Origin of the sequence: Sphingobacterium sp. BN32, from assembly GCF_030503615.1 — a bacterium.
Lineage (GTDB): Bacteria > Bacteroidota > Bacteroidia > Sphingobacteriales > Sphingobacteriaceae > Sphingobacterium.
In genome coordinates this window covers 4,193,658-4,211,079 of record NZ_CP129963.1, presented here as the reverse complement: position 1 = coordinate 4,211,079, position 17,422 = coordinate 4,193,658, and the positions used below count along the sequence as shown (strand labels likewise).

Below are 17,422 nucleotides of genomic sequence, written 5' to 3'. Positions count from 1 at the left end.
TACTACCCAATGCATAACCCAATCAAACCCCTTTCAGAGCGGCTTTGATTGGGTTATGCATTGGGTTTGAAAGGGCTTTACAATGGTTTTAAGCAGAAGCAGACTCATAGGATTCTATACTAAAATCTATCGCAACTTCAAGAAAAGAAACAAGCAGGCTAGCGACCATACGCTAATGTCTCCTATCTAATGTCTAAAATCTAACCTCAAATTAGTTCTCAATAATTGAAATCAATTCTATATTTTTGGGGCTATATCAATAATCCTATACATTAAATGAAAAATTGGTTTAAGGAAAACGCGAATCACCTATCTGTCATAGGGATCTTCCTTCTGTTGGTTGTATTCTACTTTACACCGGTGTGGCAAGGGAAAACGTTGTTACAGCATGATGTGATGCAAGCTAGAGGCAGCCAGAAGGAAATCTTCGATTACAAAGAAAAGGACGGGAAGACACCTTTGTGGACAAACTCCATGTTTGGCGGTATGCCGACTTATCAGATATGGTATGATCATGCTAATAACCTAACGACCCATATAGGACCTGCGATTCGGGCGGTTTTTCCTCCTCCATCGGATGTGTTATTGCTCTTTTTATTGGGGGGATATTTCCTATTTAGTGTATTGAAGATACGGCCATGGCTCGCCGCCTTAGGTGCAATAGCCATTGCCTTTTCGTCCTATAATATTATTTACGTCGAAGCGGGGCACCTCAGTAGGGCCTATGCGATCGCCTATATGGCGCCTATCATAGCGTCTGTTATCTTATGTTATCGCGGGAGCCGCTTTTGGGGACCGTCGCTCCTAGCGCTATTCTTGGCCTTGGAGCTTCGCGCAAACCACGTGCAGATTACTTACTACCTGTTCCTTTGTATCTTAGTTTTAGTAGGATTTGAGCTGTACTATGCTATCCGTGATAAGAAAATCAACAAATTCATACAAGCCTCGGTATTACAGCTGATCGGTGTCGTGTTGGCGGTATTGGTTAATGCGTCGGTATTATTTCCTACCTACGAGTATGCGAAAGAAACCATCCGCGGTAAATCGAATCTAACGAAAACCGATGATTCAGGAAATGCAGGATCCGGATTAGATAAAGAGTACGCTTATGCTTGGAGCCAGGGTATCGGTGAGAACATCACGTTCCTTATTCCGAATGCTTATGGGGGTCGTTCTTCAGGCGTATTGGATGAGAAATCAAATGTGGTAAAAGCCTTAACGAAAGTTGGCGCGCCACAAGCCGAAGCTGTTCAGATGGCAAGAAGCTACTTCCCGACCTATTGGGGCGAGAAATCCTTTACATCAGGACCGTGGTATTTTGGTGCAGGTATTGTCTTTCTTGCAATATTAGGTTTGTTTATCGTTAAAAACCGTCTAAAATGGTGGATACTAACCGCTACGGTTTTAGCGATATTGCTATCCTTTGGTAGACATTTCCCATTAATCTCGGACTTGTTCTTCGATTATTTCCCGATGTACAACAAGTTTAGAGCGGTTGAATCGATCTTGGTGATTCCGGCAGTATTGATCCCGATACTTGCGGTATTGGCAATCAACGAATTAATCGTTCGCGGATCTGAGATTCCGAAACTCGATAAAACAATTCTTTATACGGGTGGCGCTGTTGCTGCGGTCTGTCTATTAGTTGCCTTGATGCCGAGTATACTAGACTTACGTACCTCTCAGCATCAGCAATACGTTGCGCAGCTGCAGCAAATGGTGCAAGACCAGAATATTGCAAACGATTTGTCGAATGCTTTATTGAAAGACCGTGCAGACTTAGCATCGAAGGATGCTTGGCGTTCGTTCCTCATCGTAGCTTTGACGATTGGCTTGGTTTGGGCATTCGTAAAGAAAAAACTTTCAGCGACCATCTTAATTGCGGCAATCGCAGTAATTACCTTGGTTGACCTATGGACGGTAGACAAGCGTTATTTAAATAACGATGCATTTGTCGACAAGAGCATTTATGACAAGCCTATTCCGGAGCGTGAGGTCGATCAATTGATCCATATGGATAAAGATTTGTCGTACCGTGTATTCGATTTAACGACTAGCCCGTTCCAGGATGCAAGTGCGTCATACTTCCATAAGAGTATCGGCGGGTACCATGCTGCCAAATTGATGCGTTTTCAGGAGCTGATTGAAAATCAGTTTAATAACACGCTCAACGAAGATGTTTTGGATATGTTGAACGTTCGTTATGTCATCACAAAAGACCCTTCTAACAATTCAGATCGTATTCAGCGTCGTAGTTCAGCGTTAGGGAATGCCTGGTTTGTAGACAAGGTGACCTTCGTGAAGAGCAATAACGAGGAAATGAGCACATTAGGAAACATCGATCCTCGTAAAGAGGCGGTGGTAAATGAGGGATTCAAGAACCAATTCAACGACAAAGGAATTGCTAATTCGCCAAATGCGCAAATTAACCTAGTATCTTACCATCCGGATACGTTGAAATATGAATACAGCACGCCTACTGAAGGATTCGCAGTGTTCTCGGAAATCTTCTATGATAAAGGTTGGAAAGCATATATTGATGGAGAAGAAGCGCCAATCATTCGTGCGGATTATGTTTTACGTGGATTAAAACTACCGGGCGGAAATCATAAGGTTGAATTTGTATTCGCGCCAGAGTCGATGCGTATCTCGAATATCATCTCTTTAATAGCCTCGGTTATTTTGGTGATCGGTTTAGGATTTGCGGCATGGATGGGCTATAAGCACAACAAAAAGAAGCCTGCCGTTAAAGCAAGCTAAGTCATATTATAAGATTTTTTTATTAAACCTTCAGAATAAGGCCAATTGCGGATCCGAAACTCTGAAGGTTTTTCTATGGTGTGGCGTCAAGCCGAGGCGTATTACTGCGTCTCGATGCTTTACTGTAGGATAGCCTTTGTTCTGCAACCAATCGTAGTCCGGAAAATCAATCGCCAGATTGTCCATATACTCATCACGGTAGGTTTTCGCTAAGATCGAAGCCGCCGCGATAGAAAGGTACTTCCCATCGCCTTTGACGATACAGCTATATGGAAGGTCGGGGTAAGGGATAAACTTATTCCCATCTATAATAAGATATTCGGGTTTCAGTTTCAACAGGTCTATCGCCTTATGCATGGCTAAGTAGGATGCTTTGTGGATATTGATCTTGTCAATCTCCGCCGCCGATACCGAAGCAACTGCAAAGGCTAGCGCCTCCTGCTCAATAATAGGCCGTAAGGCCATGCGCTTTTTTTCTGATAATTTCTTCGAATCGTTTAATACCGCATTGTGATAATCCGGCGGAAAGATTACTGCCGCCGCAAAAACCGGCCCTGCAAGACATCCTCGTCCAGCCTCATCACATCCAGCCTCTATGAAATCCCGCTGAAAAGTCGATAATAAGCATGAAGGGTTTTCCATGGGGGTAAAGATAAGGTTTAGACATTAGATATCAGACATTAGATATTAGAGTAGGTCTAAAATCTAATGTCTGATATCTAGTCTGAACCAAGAAAGAAAAGATGATATTGTCTCGAACCAGGGGAGGAAGGATAATAGGATTAGCAGAATCCTGTCAATCCTATTATCCTTTTTTTCCTGATTCAAAACAACCGTCCCTTCCTGGTTCAAGACAAAAAACGAACTATTATAATCCGTCATAGGTCTGTTGTCTCATATCTAAAATCTAATATCTATCCTCAAATGTAACTTCTCTGTTATCCATCTTCGTTTACATTTATTTACACTTCTTATAATTTTCTTTGCATTGAAATATAGGCAGAGTAAACTATTTTGAGTATTCTAATGTCAAAAAAGCTTACAAAATAGACTCATGAAAAGAACGATTATTTGTACCCTGTTAGTTTTCGTATGTGCGAGTGTTTTTGCGCAGCGGAAGAAAAAGGAAGAATACCGCTTAGTGCCTACATTTCCTGTTACAATAGATGCTGATCTGGCGGAATGGACGGATAAATTGACGCCGATGGATCAGGACTCCAGCTGGAGTTTTGCGGTCAGCAACGATGCGGACTTTATATACGCGGCGATCAAGGTAAAGAACGAGATGCTGCAATATGAAGCCGTGCGGAATGGCTTTATTATCAACGTTAATAAGGACGGAAAGAAGAAAGAGGGGGCGGCATTGGTTTTTCCGATACCGGATAGCGAATCTCGTCGCGCGATACGGCAAGATGACAATTATGAAAACATGAATGTCCGTGAGGAATTAATCAAGCGTAGTCGTGGCTATGGTGTCAAAGGGTTTCAACGCATCGTTGATGGCTTGTTGTCTTTTGAAAATACCTATGGCGTACAGGCGATTGCGAAATTGACCCCGGATAACGAACTGATTTATGAGGCAAAGATCCCTATTGATGCGATTGGCTTAAAAGATCCAAAGCAGACCGTAGCGATTCAAGTACAGCTGAATAATCAATATGCAATATTGCAGAAGGCATTGCGCAATAGGCCCCAACAGAATAGGGGTATCTATGGAGTGCCTTCGACACCGACGGTTCGCATTCCTTATGCTGCAAAAACGGAGATTTGGATTGTCGGACCATTGAATGAGACTTAGAAAAACACAATATATGGATAGAATTGTAAGAGCCTTTTTATTTGTTTGTTTGCTTGCTATGGGCACAACAGGCTATGCACAAACGAAAAGGGTCGTGCAGGGAATGTTGCTCGACACGGAGTCGAGACCTATTTCCGGTGCATCAGTAAGATTAATCGCGGATGCTGATTCGATGGGCACCAGCTCCTCACAGGCGGGGTTTTATACCTTCGAAAATGTGAAAGCGCAAAAATTTAAGATACGCGTAAGCAGCCTTGGATTTGATGCTTCCGAGAAGGAAGTAGACTTTCCAGAGGGACAGACTGAAGTTCGCGTTCCGACCTTCATGTTGAAAGTGAATTCGAACATGATTGAGGAAGTTGTTGTGCAAGGTGTATTGACCGTGCAAGTAAAGGGAGATACAGTAGAGTACTCCACAAAAGACTTAAAACTTCGCGAAGGATCTGTTGCTGAAGATGCTTTGAAGAAATTACAAGGCGTTGAGGTTGATAAGGACGGAAATGTAACGGCTCAGGGCGAGCAGGTGACCAAAGTTCGTATCAATGGAAAGGATTTCTTTGGTGGCGATGTGAAAACTGCAACGCAGAACCTTCCAGCGAATATTATCGAGAAAATCCAAGTGGTAGACGACTATGGTGATATGGCAAATATCACCGGTAATAAATCGGGCGATTCGGAGAAGATCATCAATATTCAAATCGATCCCAAATACAATAAGGGCTATATGACGACGCTTCGTGCAGGTTATGGTACGGAAGATCGTTATCAGGCTACCGGAATGTGGATGGGTATGACTGATAAATCACAGGTTTCTGTTCTAGGAAACTTGAATAACATCAATGCTCCTTTATTTGACTTCAATACTATGGGAGGTGGTGCACGTCGTCGTATGGGCGGTGGTGGCGGCCGCGGAGGCGGTATGTTTGGAGGTGCTTCCGGACTTACGAATGCCGGTTCCATCGGGGTCAACATTCGTCACGACTTCTCGGATAAGTTGAAAGTATATGGTAGCTACTCATACGGTCGCGATGATAATGACCTTTTGACAAACAGCTTGACGCAATATTTTGTAGAAAATGGAACGCAGGATCAATATTCTGATTCTACGGCCAACAACATCCTGTCGAGCCATCGTTTCGAAGGTAATTTGGAATGGAATATCTCCGACAAGGATTATGTGAAGATTACCCCGCAATTTGGATTCAACGGCACGGATGCCAACTCTTCTTCCTTTGGTAGATTTTTCGACGAGAATGGGCTGTTGGATAACTCTGATACGCGCACTGAAGGCTCGTTCAGCGATGCACCGCGCTTTGGTATCAGTGGATTGTACAATCGTAAATTAAGTGATAAAGGGCGCAACTTGTTCATGAACTTTAACTACGATAATGCCTCAACTTCGAAAGACTATCAAGGTATACTTGAGCGTTTAATCAACGATCCGAATGAACAGGGCTCTACACTGGGCGAGATCTATGAGCGCACGGTTCAAGAATTGAATAATAAAAGCTGGAATGCAGGTGCTAGTTTATCCTATCTGGAGCCTATTTCGCAACACGGTAAAATCGAGATTTCGTACGATTTCAACAAGAACAATTACGATAATAAACAATATCAAGATGCTTTTGATGCGGCTGACAATGTATTGCCGAACACTGCGGAACGTATGTTGAACTATCATTACGATCAGGATTATTCCTTCACTACACATCGTTTTGGTGCAAGCTACGCCTACGAGAATGATAAGATCAAATATTCCTTAGGTGCTGCAGTACAGCCATCCAAAATGTTGGGAGATGCTTCCAGCGATGATGCTAGCGCAGTGATCGATCGTACAAATTTAAACTGGATGCCAATTGCGAGATTTGAGTACAAGTTCTCTCGTCAGAAGAACATCAGCATCAATTATTCAGGACAATCGAATGAGCCTACGTTAAACCAGATTCTTCCTTATGCGGTTGGAAATAGCTCAACGAATATTACCTATGGTAACCCGAACTTGAATCCGGAGTTCAGACATCGCGTGATGATGAGATACCGTTCAGGGGACTTCCAAAAGGGTAATACCTTCTTTGCAATGATGAATGGTAACTTGACGACCGATCGTATTGTTTCTTATGTGAAAAGACAGAGAATTGAAAATTTGGGTATGATTTCTCAGACGCAGTATTTGAATGAGTCGGATCCTGTGTACAATGTGAGTTCATTCTACCATTATGGAAAATCGCTGAAAGAGAAAACCTACAACATCATGTTGATGGGGGGGGTTTCATACAATAAGAACATCTCATATATATCTCAGGACCTAGAAGAAACGACAGGGACGAAGAATATTGCCAATAACTGGGTATTTAACCAAGGTTTGATGTTCCGTTATAACCCTTCTGAGAATTTAGAGATCAACCCGGGCGTTCGTTATGCCTTCAACCATACTAGAAATAGCATGGGTACCAACAACAATAACGTATCTACCTGGACGCCTACGCTAATCGGATCGGTAAATATTACGCCGACAACGATTTTTGGTGCCGACTTGTCGAAGTCGTTCAACTCAGGCTACGGTCCATTAACAAGTGCCAATCCGTTCATCATCAATACTTATATCGAACAGAAGCTATTGAAAGGGCAACGTGGAACGGTACGCCTACAGGCATTTGACTTATTGAATGAGCAAACGAACCTATCCAGAACTGTTCAGGAGAGCATGTTATTGGATAGACAGACGAACCGCTTAGGTCGCTACTTTATGCTGACCTTCACCTTTAAACTACAGAAATTCTCTGGTATAGCACCAGTCGAGGACAATATGGGCCACGGCGGTATGCGTAGACCAAGAATGTAAACATATTAAACACCTATGAAAACAGGCGGCTTCCAAGAATATTGGGGCCGCTTTTTTGGTTAGTAGTTAGTATTTATTACTTAGTAGTTAGACCTAGGGTGGGAATACTAAGTACTATTTTGATTTTTTGGATTAAACAGGAAGAGAGAGTTCTCTTGAACAAGGAAAGGAAGAATGCAAGGATTGACAGGATCAGGCGTGTAGTTTTGAACCAAGAAAGGAAGGATGTAAGGATTGATAGGATCAGGCGTGTTGTTTTGAACCAAGAAAGGAAGATGTTAGGATTGACAGGATATTACGCTATAGGTCTTTATACTAAGTACTAAATACTAACTACTATTTCCCTACCTTTGCACTAACTATGGATCATAAAATTTTCCAGCTTGATAATGGTTTGCGGATATTATTACATCCGCAGGCGTCGTCGATTACGCATGCGTGTTTGATTGTGGATGTGGGGTCGAGGCATGAGCAGATGGGGAAGTTCGGTACAGCACATTTTATTGAACATCTTTTATTTAAGAAAACAGAGCGTCGTTCGACGAACCAGATATTAAATCGATTGGAGGCGGTTGGGGGAGACCTCAATGCCTATACGACCAAAGAATATACCTGTATACAGGCATCCTTTTTAAATCCATATTTGGATAGAGCGCTGGATTTGTTTGAAGATATCATCTTCCACTCGCTTTTTCCGGAGGATGAAATGGAGAAGGAGAAAGGGGTAATCTTGGATGAGATGGCGTCCTACCTGGATAGTCCGGAGGAATCGATTATGGATGATTTCGAAGACCTAATTTTTAAAGGTTCTGGACTAGGCCATAATATCTTGGGCGTAGAAGACGATTTAAAAGGAATTGTACAGGATGACATCAAGACCTTTATCGCCCAGCATTATGCTACCTCAAAAATGGTTATTGCCATTGCGGGGGATTATGATGAAAAGAAGGTATTAAAGTTGGCGAATAAGCTATTTGGGCAGGTGCAGGTATATGAGTGGGATCATGCTAGAGAAGAACTTTCTTTTGGGAAAGCCACAAAAGTGGAGCTGGAAAGACCTATTAATCAAGTGCACTGCGTTCTAGGCAGCAGAGCTTACAGCATATACGATGATCGGAAGACAGGCCTACTTTTATTAAATAGTCTCTTAGGGGGCTTTGGAATGGCTTCCATTCTAAATCTAAATATTCGTGAGAAATACGGTATTGCCTATACCATCGAGTCCAACTATACGCTGTATAGTGATACCGGGTTGTTCAGTATTTATTTCGGCACGGACGAGGAAAAGGCAGAGCGAGCGCTGAAACTGATCCATAAAGAGTTGAATAAGCTGAAAGAGCAACCGCTGAGCGCCAGTTTTCTCGAACGGGCGAAGACAAAATTCAAAGGACAGATCGCATTGGCGGAGGAGAATCGGATGAGCATGATTATTGCCGAGGCCAAAAATCTGTTGGATTACGATCGTGTTATTTCATTACAAGAGGTTTTTGATAAGATTGATGCCGTTACGGTGGGAGAGATCCATGGAATTTCCCAAGACCTATTTGCGGACGATAAATTATCCTCATTGACTTTTGTGCCCGAAGATTAACTTATTTTTATATTTGCTAAATAAAGAATTCCATATGAAGACAGCTTATATTTTCCCAGGACAGGGAGCTCAGTTTGTTGGCATGGGCCAGGACTTGTACAATTTAAATGAAGAAACGAAGGCCTTGTTCGAAAGAGCTAATGATATTTTAGGTTTCCGCATTACGGATAGCATGTTCAATGGAACAGAAGAAGACCTTAAACAAACGAAAGTAACACAACCTGCTATTTTCTTACATTCGGTTATTTTAGCTAAAGCATTGGGCGACGACTTTAAACCAGCTATGGTTGCAGGACACTCTTTAGGTGAGTTTTCGGCATTGGTTGCTGCTGGTGCAATAACTTTTGAGGATGGTTTGCGTTTGGTTGCAAAGCGCGCTAATGCGATGCAGAAGGCGACGGAGGCTGAGCCAGGAACAATGGCCGCGATTTTAGGATTAGAGGATATTATTGTTGAGGAGAAATGTGCAGAGGTTGACGATATCGTTGTTCCTGCAAACTATAACTGCCCAGGACAATTGGTCATTTCAGGTTCTGTATCCGGTGTTGATAAGGCTTGTGAGTTATTATTGGAGGCTGGAGCGAAACGTGCGCTTAAATTAAACGTAGGTGGAGCATTCCACTCACCTTTAATGGAGCTAGCAAAAAAGGAATTACAGGATGCTATTCTGGACGTGGAGATTCAAGTTCCTGTATGTCCGATCTATCAAAATGTGGATGCACTTCCGTATCAAGATCCAGTAGCTATTAAAGAAAACTTAATCGCGCAATTAACAGGTGCTGTTCGATGGACTCAAACGATACAGACGATGTTGGCCGATGGTGCGGAAAGCTTCGTTGAAGTTGGTCCAGGTACTGTTTTACAAGGCTTAGTAAAGAAAGTAGATCGCCAGATTCCTACAGCTTCAGCAAAGATTGGAGAATAGAAATTTCTATATAAATAAGAAAGGCTGCACCTGATGCAGCCTTTCTTATTTATTGTTATGCTTCTTTTAGATTCCAAAAGCAGCTTTTACTTTATCAACATAATCTAATCTCTCCCAAGTGAACAACTCAACTTCCATTGTTTTTGATTCACCATTCGAGTTTTCGAACGTTTTAGTTACGGTTTTTGGTGTTCTTCCCATATGTCCATAAGCAGCTGTTTCAGCGTAGATCGGATTTCTTAAACCTAATCTTGTTTCAATGCCGTATGGAGTCATGTCGAATAGCTGCGCAATCACTTCAGCAATTTCGCCATCCGTTTTGTTGACTTTGGATGTGCCATAGGTATTTACATAAATGCCCATTGGATCTTTTACGCCGATCGCGTAGGAAATCTGCACCAATATTTCATCTGCAACACCGGCAGCCACTAAGTTTTTAGCGATATGACGGGTAGCATAAGCTGCGGAACGGTCAACTTTTGAAGGATCTTTTCCGGAGAATGCACCGCCACCGTGCGCACCTTTACCACCATAGGTATCAACGATAATCTTTCTGCCTGTCAAGCCTGTATCGCCATGAGGTCCACCGATGACAAATTTTCCAGTTGGGTTGATATGGTATTTTATTTCTGCGTTGAATAAAGCTTGAAGTTCTGGTTTCAATTGTGCTTTAACGCGTGGGATCAGAATATTAACGATATCTGTTTTAATTTTTTCCTGCATTTCTGCTTCCGAAGCGAAGTCATCATGCTGTGTCGAGATCACAATCGTGTCGATGCGGATAGGTTGGTGATTGTCGTCGTATTCTAAGGTAACTTGCGACTTTGCGTCAGGGCGTAAATAGGTGATTTCTTTATTTTCACGACGAAGTGCTGCAAGCTCATACAACAAACGGTGCGAGATATCTAACGCCAAAGGCATGTAGTTATCTGTTTCATTATTCGCATAACCGAACATGATACCCTGGTCGCCTGCGCCTTGCTCTTGTTTGTTGATTCGATCAACGCCTTGGTTAATATCTGCTGATTGCTCATGAATCGCTGATAGAACTCCGCAGGAGTTTGCCTCGAACATATATTCCGACTTGGTATAGCCGATTTTCTCAATTACCTGCCTAGTGATCTTTTGTACATCTAAGTATATCTTAGATTTTACCTCACCAGCTAATACTACCTGTCCGGTAGTTACCAGGGTTTCAATTGCGACACGAGAATCTTCGTCCCATGCTAAGAAGTTGTCAATTAGAGCGTCCGAAATTTGGTCTGCGATTTTATCTGGATGTCCTTCAGATACAGATTCGGAAGTAAATAAATATGCCATAAATATTCAAACGAATTGGGGGAAAAAGACTTTACAGCGAGTGGAAAAACACGGATAAAGATAGTTTTAGCACTTTTTTACTGTGGTTGCAATCTCCCATTTACATTATAATAATGCAAAATGCAAATCAGTCCACATTTTGTGTGGCACAAAGCTACGATACTTTGCAATATTTAAAAAGTATTTCGTTCAAATTATTATCTTTAGCAGAATTTAGATATTGAAATGACAAAAAAACGCATTCTGTTTGTAGTGAACCCAATATCAGGAGGTAAGAAGAAAACAGCGTTCAATAAACAGGTTTTAGAGGTGCTGGATCTCACTCGATTCGAGCCTACTTTTAAGACGACGAATCATGTAAATCACGCCTATGAACTAGCAACTCAAGCAATAGAAGAAAAGTATGATGCGGTGATTGCGGTGGGCGGAGACGGAACGATCAACGAGATCGGTTCTGCATTGGCGGGTACCGATACGCCATTGGGCATCATTCCGGAGGGTTCTGGTAATGGCTTGGCCTTGTATTTAGGTATTCCTATGAATGAATCTGCGGCATTACGTCGATTAAATCGCTTTGATTCGGTTGCGGTTGATTGTGCTAAGGTGGGGGAGGATCGTTTTTTTAACATTGCGGGTTTAGGCTTCGATGCTTCCGTAAGTGATAAATTTGCGAATGAGACCTTTCGAGGGCCAGTAGGCTATCTACGGACGGCAATCAATGTATTGAGCAAGTATAAACCAAAGAAATATAAATTGACAATCGATGGGGAAGAATATGAGCGAGAAGCTTTCATGATTTCCGTTGCTAACTCTCCGCAGTATGGCAATAATGCCTACATTGCTCCGAATGCGTCGATTACGGATGGTTTATTGGATGTATGTATTGTCCATAAGTTTCCGCTTTACACCTTACCGATGATGATTTTTCATCTTTTTAATAAGACGGCGGATCAGTCCGAATATGTCGAGATCATCCCGGGAAAACATATCGTTATTGAGCAAGAGGGGAAAGATCCGGTGCATTTAGATGGTGAACCGAAAGAATTAGGGCAGCGAATTGAAATAGAAGTGATGGAACGCGCGTTAAATATAATATGTTAAGAGATGAGCAAGCAGAAAAAGCAACGTTTTGAAGGAATTGTGTATTCGACGTCGGACGATTTCTCGTATGTAGAGTCGGATAATCAGGAGGAGGCAGAAACTTTGCCCAATTCGAAGCAGAAGTTGAAAGTGGGTTTGGACCGGAAGGCAAGAAAGGGAAAGGTGGTCACTTTAATCACGGGGTTTATTGGTTCGCAGGATGATTTAGACGTTTTAGCGAGGGTTTTGAAGCAGAAATGCGGTGTTGGTGGGAGTGCTAAGGATGGCGAGATATTGATACAAGGTGAGTTTAAGGACAAAATAATCCAATATTTGCAGTCGGAGGGATATCAAGTCAAGGGATTTGGTGGTTAAGGGATTTAATCTTTGCTAAAGGGCTAAAAAACAAAGAAATAGTCTAGAGGCTCTGCTCGATGACAGTGATTTGACACTAGCTCTTTGTGAGTGAATGCTCACTTAATTTTAACATTTAACGATTTGATAATTTGCATATCAAAAAAAAAATGGTTTTCATTGTAAAAAATATGACAGGAATATTCAACCGTTATGTAATACAAGAGAGTAGGCATTGATTGGAGACTGCTGAAGCATATCAATGAAAACATAACAGACCTCAAAAAGGTGTACAATCAGATATCTTCAAATTAATTTTGTTTTTAACATAAAATGCTATATTTGTTTTGAATTAATGTAATATAACGGCATTTGGATTGCATTAAATTGAATTTAACTTAATAATTAAACAACAGTAAAAAATCTAAAAATTAGTAAAAATGGCAAACGCACCAAAAACTACAACAGCCCCAGCTAAACAAGACAGTGGCAATGCGGGTAATTTATTTGCGAGTTTAGCAATTATCATTTGTTTAATCATTGGTTTCTTGGTTTACAAGTTTGTAATGGGTGATCCTAACAACTTTATCGACAACAACCCAGAGAACCAACCAAAACCAGGTAACTATTTCGGGATGGTTTACCACGCTGGATACGTAGTACCAGTTCTTCTTGGATTATTCTTAATGGTATGGGTTTTTTCAATCGAGCGCTTCATCGTTATCGGTAAAGCTTCTGGAACTGGAAATGTAGGAAACTTTGTAAGAAAAGTACAAGGTTTATTAAGAGCTGGTAACATTGATACCGCTATTCAAGAGTGTGACAAACAAAAAGGTTCTGTTGCAAACGTAATCAAAGCTGGTTTATTAAAATACAAAGATGTTGAAGCACATCCAGGATTAGACACTGAGAAATCAGTATTAGCTATCCAAAAAGAGATTGAAGAGGCTACAACATTAGAGATGCCAATGTTAGAGAAAAACTTGACAGTTATCGCAACATTAGTATCTATCGGTACCTTAACAGGTCTATTAGGAACAGTAACAGGTATGATCAAGGCCTTCTCGGCATTGGCAACAGGTGGTGCTCCAGATTCAGCTAAATTAGCAAACGGTATCTCTGAGGCCCTAATCAATACGGCTACAGGTATCGGTACATCAACTATCGCTATTATTTTCTACAACATCTTAACTTCTAAGATCGATACATTAACTTACTCTATCGACGAGGCTGGTTTCTCAATCGTACAAACATACGCTGCGAACCACAAATAAGATGATTTAAAAAAGTTGAAAATTTTTTATGGAATGTTCAACTGTTAATCATCATTATAATAGAACGAAATAGAGTATTCATTTAAAGAAGTAAAGAAATGGGAAAAGCAAAAGTAAAAAGAGCCAGTACCACCATCGACATGACGGCGATGTGTGACGTGTCTTTCTTACTTCTTACTTTCTTCGTATTGACTGCAACTGCGCGTCAGCCAGAAGTAATGCCAGTAGATACGCCTGCGTCGACTACACTGGACAAGTTACCAGATGATAACTTATCAGTAATTACAGTGGGTAACAAAGGAAAAGTGTTCTTTGGGGTGAAAAACCCAGAAGTTAGAAAAATAACTTTAAAGAACATGTCTGCAAAATACGGCATCGGATTCTCGGACGAAGATTATGAGAAGTTTAAAGGATTAGACGAGTTCGGTGTTCCTATCAAGAATTTGCGTGCCCTACTTTCGCTAGAGAATGATAAACGTACGGAAGATATCCAACCAGGTATTCCTGTGGATAGTACGGAAGCGAATTCAAACGAGTTGTACCAATGGGTACAGCAAGCTCGTCTAGCTACGGTAGAATTTAATCGTGACCAAGAGACTAAAGTTAAAAACTGGACGGATCCGGGACCGATGAAAGTGGCAATCAAAGCAGACGCTGAGGAGAAATATTCAATAATGAATTTGATCATTGAAACCCTGAGAAATCAAAAGCAGAACAAATTTAGTTTTGTTACCGGTTTACGTCAGGAAAATTAATAAGGTAAAATGGCAGAATTAAATCAAGACTCCGGTGGTGGCAAAAAAGGTGGTAAGGTAAGGTCGAAGAAAAACGGAGGCCGTGTAGATTTAACCGCGATGGTGGATCTAGCGTTCCTTCTAATTACCTTCTTCATGCTTACAACATCTTTGAATAAGCCACAAGCAATGGACGTTGCGATGCCTGATAAGAACAAAGACTGGAACGAAAAACAGCCAGAGATTGATATCGCGGATAACCGTTCAATCACTTTGCTATTAGGCTCAGATAACAAAATTGCCTGGTATTATGGTCAATTGGAAAAACCGATTACCCCTCCAACTGTAGTTGATTACAGTAAAGAAGGAATTCGTAAAATTCTTTTAGAGAAGAAAGCACAAGTTCCAAAGGTAGCGCAGGGTAAGGACTTAATCGTCGTTATTCGTCCAAGTGATCAATCAGTTCAACGTAATCTCGTTGATATATTAGATGAAATGAAAATCACGGATATTAAACGTTATATGATTTCTAAAATCAAGCCTGAGGAGGTTGAAGTTTTAAAATCTAATGGAATCTATAACGACTAATATTCAGGATAAAAAAATTGGAAAAACATGATAGGTTCAAAACTAGATTTATTTAAGAAAGAATGGCTTGACGTCGTTTTCGAGAATAGAAATAAAGAGTATGGAGCTTATGCATTACGTAAGTATGCACCGGTTGCAACAAATATCGCTTTATTCTCTGTATCGGCAGTTGTTCTTTTATTCGTAGCCGTAAAGGCTTTCGATATCAAGATTTTTCCTGAGAAACAAGTTGAGGAAGCTCCTGTAGTTACTGAGGTAACCTTGGAGGACTTAGAGATTCCTGAGCCTGAGGAAGAGGAAGAGCCAATTCCTGAAGAAGAAACACCTCCTCAACGTATTGCTGAAGAGCCACCGGCGGAAGACTTAATCCGTTTCCCAGAGCCGAAGGTTGTTGATGCGAGACAAGTAAAAGAGGAAGTTGTATCTCAGGAAGAGATCAAAGAGAAAAACGCTACTCCTGCGCGTATCACATTGAAAGGTACACCTGGCGCTGCTGGGGTTCCTACAGGTGAGTTCGGCCCGAAAAAAGTGGAAGGTGCGATTACAGGTAGTACAAAAGGTGTAGAAGGTGGTGATGCTAATAAAGTATATGATTTCGAAGCCATCGAAGTACAACCAGAATATCCAGGAGGTGTTAATGCCTTCCGTACATGGGTACAAAACAATTACTCTTATCCACAAGCGGCGATTGATGCTGGGGTAAAAGGAACAGTTGAAGCATCCTTTGTAATCGATAAGTCTGGAAATGTAACAGACATCAAAATTAACAGAGATTTATCTTACGGTACTGGTCAAGCATTGATCAATACGCTTAAGAAATCTAAAAAATGGAGCCCAGGTATTCAGAACGGTCGTCCAGTTCCTGTACGCTATTCTATTCCTTTGCGCTTAGACTTGTCACAAATGTAATTCGATATGTCGAATCATTCAACAAGAAATAACTTTAGACAGAAATCGCCCACACAGCGATTTCTGTCCATTTTAGGACTAGTCATGTTCGCCTTTTATTTCGTATTGGGCATCCTGATTATATTCTGGGGTAATTTCCCGATTCCAATCGACCCGACGTATAAAACGCTATTTGGCGTGCTCCTAATTGTTTATTCATTTTTGCGTTTTGCTCGTCTGTGGCAAAATAATTTTAGGAATTAATTAATCCTTAGCGCATTTTTTCAATCTAATTGTTATATGAAAAAGCATCGCATATATCGTATTATTATGCTTTTCTTAGGATTTGCTATGGTTGCATCCTGTTCGCAAAGAAAGTCGGGCGAGAGTGGAGACCAAGCTACTAAGGAAGCACCTGAAGCGAAAGATGATATCTTAACGGGTGAAATGTCTGTCATTGTCGATGAAGCGATCTATCCGATTATGTTGGAGCAAGTGGAGGTGTTTAAGGACAGCTACGTCAATGCGAAAGTTAATCTGATACCCCTGCCGGAGCGTGAGGCCATCAATGCCTTATTAAAAGGAGATGCAGCCTTAGCTGTTTTGGCGAGACAATTGACGAAGGAAGAGGGGGCGGGTTTCGATCAGCGATCAATTAAGCCCAGAATTTATCCGATATTTTATGATGGCGTAGTTTTTGTAAATAATATTGCTGAAGCGGATACTTCGATGGATTTAAAAACGTTATCTTCATTGTTGACTGGGGAATTGAAGTCCAAAACGCTGGTTTTCGACAATGTAAATTCAAGTACGCTGCGACGTGTGAAAGAATTAACAAACATTGATAAGGTTTCAGGTGTTTCAGTAAAGGGGCTAAAGAATACGGAAGAGGTTTTCGAGTACCTATTGAAGAATAGCAATGCGATAGGGGCGATGTCTTATGGTCAATATTTAGATTACCGTAGGAAGTTTGGAGAAGAAAATAAAATTCGTATCTTAAGCCTTCAAAATGACGAAAAACAGGGTTCAAGTGGTTATTTCAAGCCATCGCAGACTACATTTGCCACTGATGAGTACCCGCTTAAGTCGGAGTTTTTCGTTCTGAACTATCAACCCAATTTGGGATTAGGAATAGGATTTTCGGCATTCTTAACAGGAGATCGTGGGCAACGTATCGTGTTAAAGTCGGGGTTACTGCCCGCGACGATGCCAGGTAGAGAAATTATTATTAGGGATAATATAAATTAGTTTATAACAAAGAGTAAATA

General features: G+C 41.3%; 14 protein-coding genes. 12 read left to right on the top strand and 2 right to left on the bottom strand.

All coding sequences use genetic code 11. From position 1 onward, the window contains the following. Window positions 1-276 precede the first annotated feature (276 nt). Window positions 277-2,760, top strand: a complete 2,484-nt coding sequence (locus QYC40_RS17835) for a YfhO family protein (RefSeq protein WP_301991591.1) — start codon at window positions 277-279, stop codon at window positions 2,758-2,760. A 30-nt stretch (window positions 2,761-2,790) separates the two neighbouring features. Here the strand turns inward: QYC40_RS17835 and QYC40_RS17830 are convergent, their stop codons facing one another. Continuing rightward, window positions 2,791-3,402: a ribonuclease HII gene (locus tag QYC40_RS17830; RefSeq protein ID WP_301991589.1), complete on the bottom strand. Its 612-nt coding sequence runs from the start codon at window positions 3,400-3,402 to the stop codon at window positions 2,791-2,793. Between the two features lie 412 nt (window positions 3,403-3,814). On the opposite strand from QYC40_RS17830, the gene QYC40_RS17825 reads away from it, so the two are divergent. The 4 genes from QYC40_RS17825 (at window position 3,815) to fabD (ending at window position 9,916) form a co-directional block, all read left to right on the top strand. Next, complete coding sequence (locus QYC40_RS17825; protein WP_301991587.1) at window positions 3,815-4,558, top strand: hypothetical protein; 744 nt, start codon at window positions 3,815-3,817, stop codon at window positions 4,556-4,558. A gap of 13 nt (window positions 4,559-4,571) precedes the next feature. Then, window positions 4,572-7,400 carry an outer membrane beta-barrel protein gene (locus tag QYC40_RS17820; protein WP_301991586.1) on the top strand — a complete coding sequence of 943 codons (2,829 nt, stop codon included), beginning with the start codon at window positions 4,572-4,574 and terminating at the stop codon, window positions 7,398-7,400. 361 nt (window positions 7,401-7,761) lie between these two features. Continuing rightward, window positions 7,762-8,991, top strand: a complete 1,230-nt coding sequence (locus QYC40_RS17815) for a pitrilysin family protein (RefSeq protein ID WP_301991585.1) — start codon at window positions 7,762-7,764, stop codon at window positions 8,989-8,991. A 34-nt stretch (window positions 8,992-9,025) separates the two neighbouring features. After that, window positions 9,026-9,916: an ACP S-malonyltransferase gene (gene fabD, locus QYC40_RS17810; RefSeq protein ID WP_301991584.1), complete on the top strand. Its 891-nt coding sequence runs from the start codon at window positions 9,026-9,028 to the stop codon at window positions 9,914-9,916. Between the two features lie 66 nt (window positions 9,917-9,982). On the opposite strand, the gene metK is transcribed toward fabD, so the two are convergent. Then, complete coding sequence (gene metK / locus QYC40_RS17805) at window positions 9,983-11,236, bottom strand: methionine adenosyltransferase (RefSeq protein WP_301991583.1); 1,254 nt, start codon at window positions 11,234-11,236, stop codon at window positions 9,983-9,985. A 225-nt stretch (window positions 11,237-11,461) separates the two neighbouring features. Here metK and QYC40_RS17800 point away from each other — a divergent pair, with 225 nt between their 5' ends. The 7 genes from QYC40_RS17800 (at window position 11,462) to QYC40_RS17770 (ending at window position 17,402) form a co-directional block, all read left to right on the top strand. After that, the gene (locus QYC40_RS17800) at window positions 11,462-12,337 is read left to right on the top strand and encodes a diacylglycerol kinase family protein (protein WP_301991582.1); all 876 of its coding nucleotides are present in this window, start codon (window positions 11,462-11,464) and stop codon (window positions 12,335-12,337) included. 3 nt (window positions 12,338-12,340) lie between these two features. Further along, window positions 12,341-12,691, top strand: a complete 351-nt coding sequence (locus QYC40_RS17795) for a translation initiation factor (RefSeq protein WP_301991581.1) — start codon at window positions 12,341-12,343, stop codon at window positions 12,689-12,691. A gap of 419 nt (window positions 12,692-13,110) precedes the next feature. Continuing rightward, a complete protein-coding gene (locus tag QYC40_RS17790) occupies window positions 13,111-13,944 on the top strand; it encodes a MotA/TolQ/ExbB proton channel family protein (protein ID WP_149527490.1) in 834 nt (277 codons plus the stop codon). 98 nt (window positions 13,945-14,042) lie between these two features. Beyond that, complete coding sequence (locus QYC40_RS17785; protein ID WP_301991580.1) at window positions 14,043-14,699, top strand: biopolymer transporter ExbD; 657 nt, start codon at window positions 14,043-14,045, stop codon at window positions 14,697-14,699. A 9-nt stretch (window positions 14,700-14,708) separates the two neighbouring features. Continuing rightward, window positions 14,709-15,266, top strand: coding sequence for a biopolymer transporter ExbD (locus tag QYC40_RS17780; protein WP_149527488.1), 558 nt, complete (start codon window positions 14,709-14,711; stop codon window positions 15,264-15,266). A gap of 27 nt (window positions 15,267-15,293) precedes the next feature. Beyond that, window positions 15,294-16,175 (top strand): energy transducer TonB, encoded by an 882-nt coding sequence (locus QYC40_RS17775; protein WP_301991579.1) that lies wholly within the window; start codon window positions 15,294-15,296, stop codon window positions 16,173-16,175. Window positions 16,176-16,454: 279 nt separating this feature from the next. Further along, the gene (locus tag QYC40_RS17770) at window positions 16,455-17,402 is read left to right on the top strand and encodes a PstS family phosphate ABC transporter substrate-binding protein (RefSeq protein ID WP_301991578.1); all 948 of its coding nucleotides are present in this window, start codon (window positions 16,455-16,457) and stop codon (window positions 17,400-17,402) included. Window positions 17,403-17,422 lie beyond the last annotated feature (20 nt).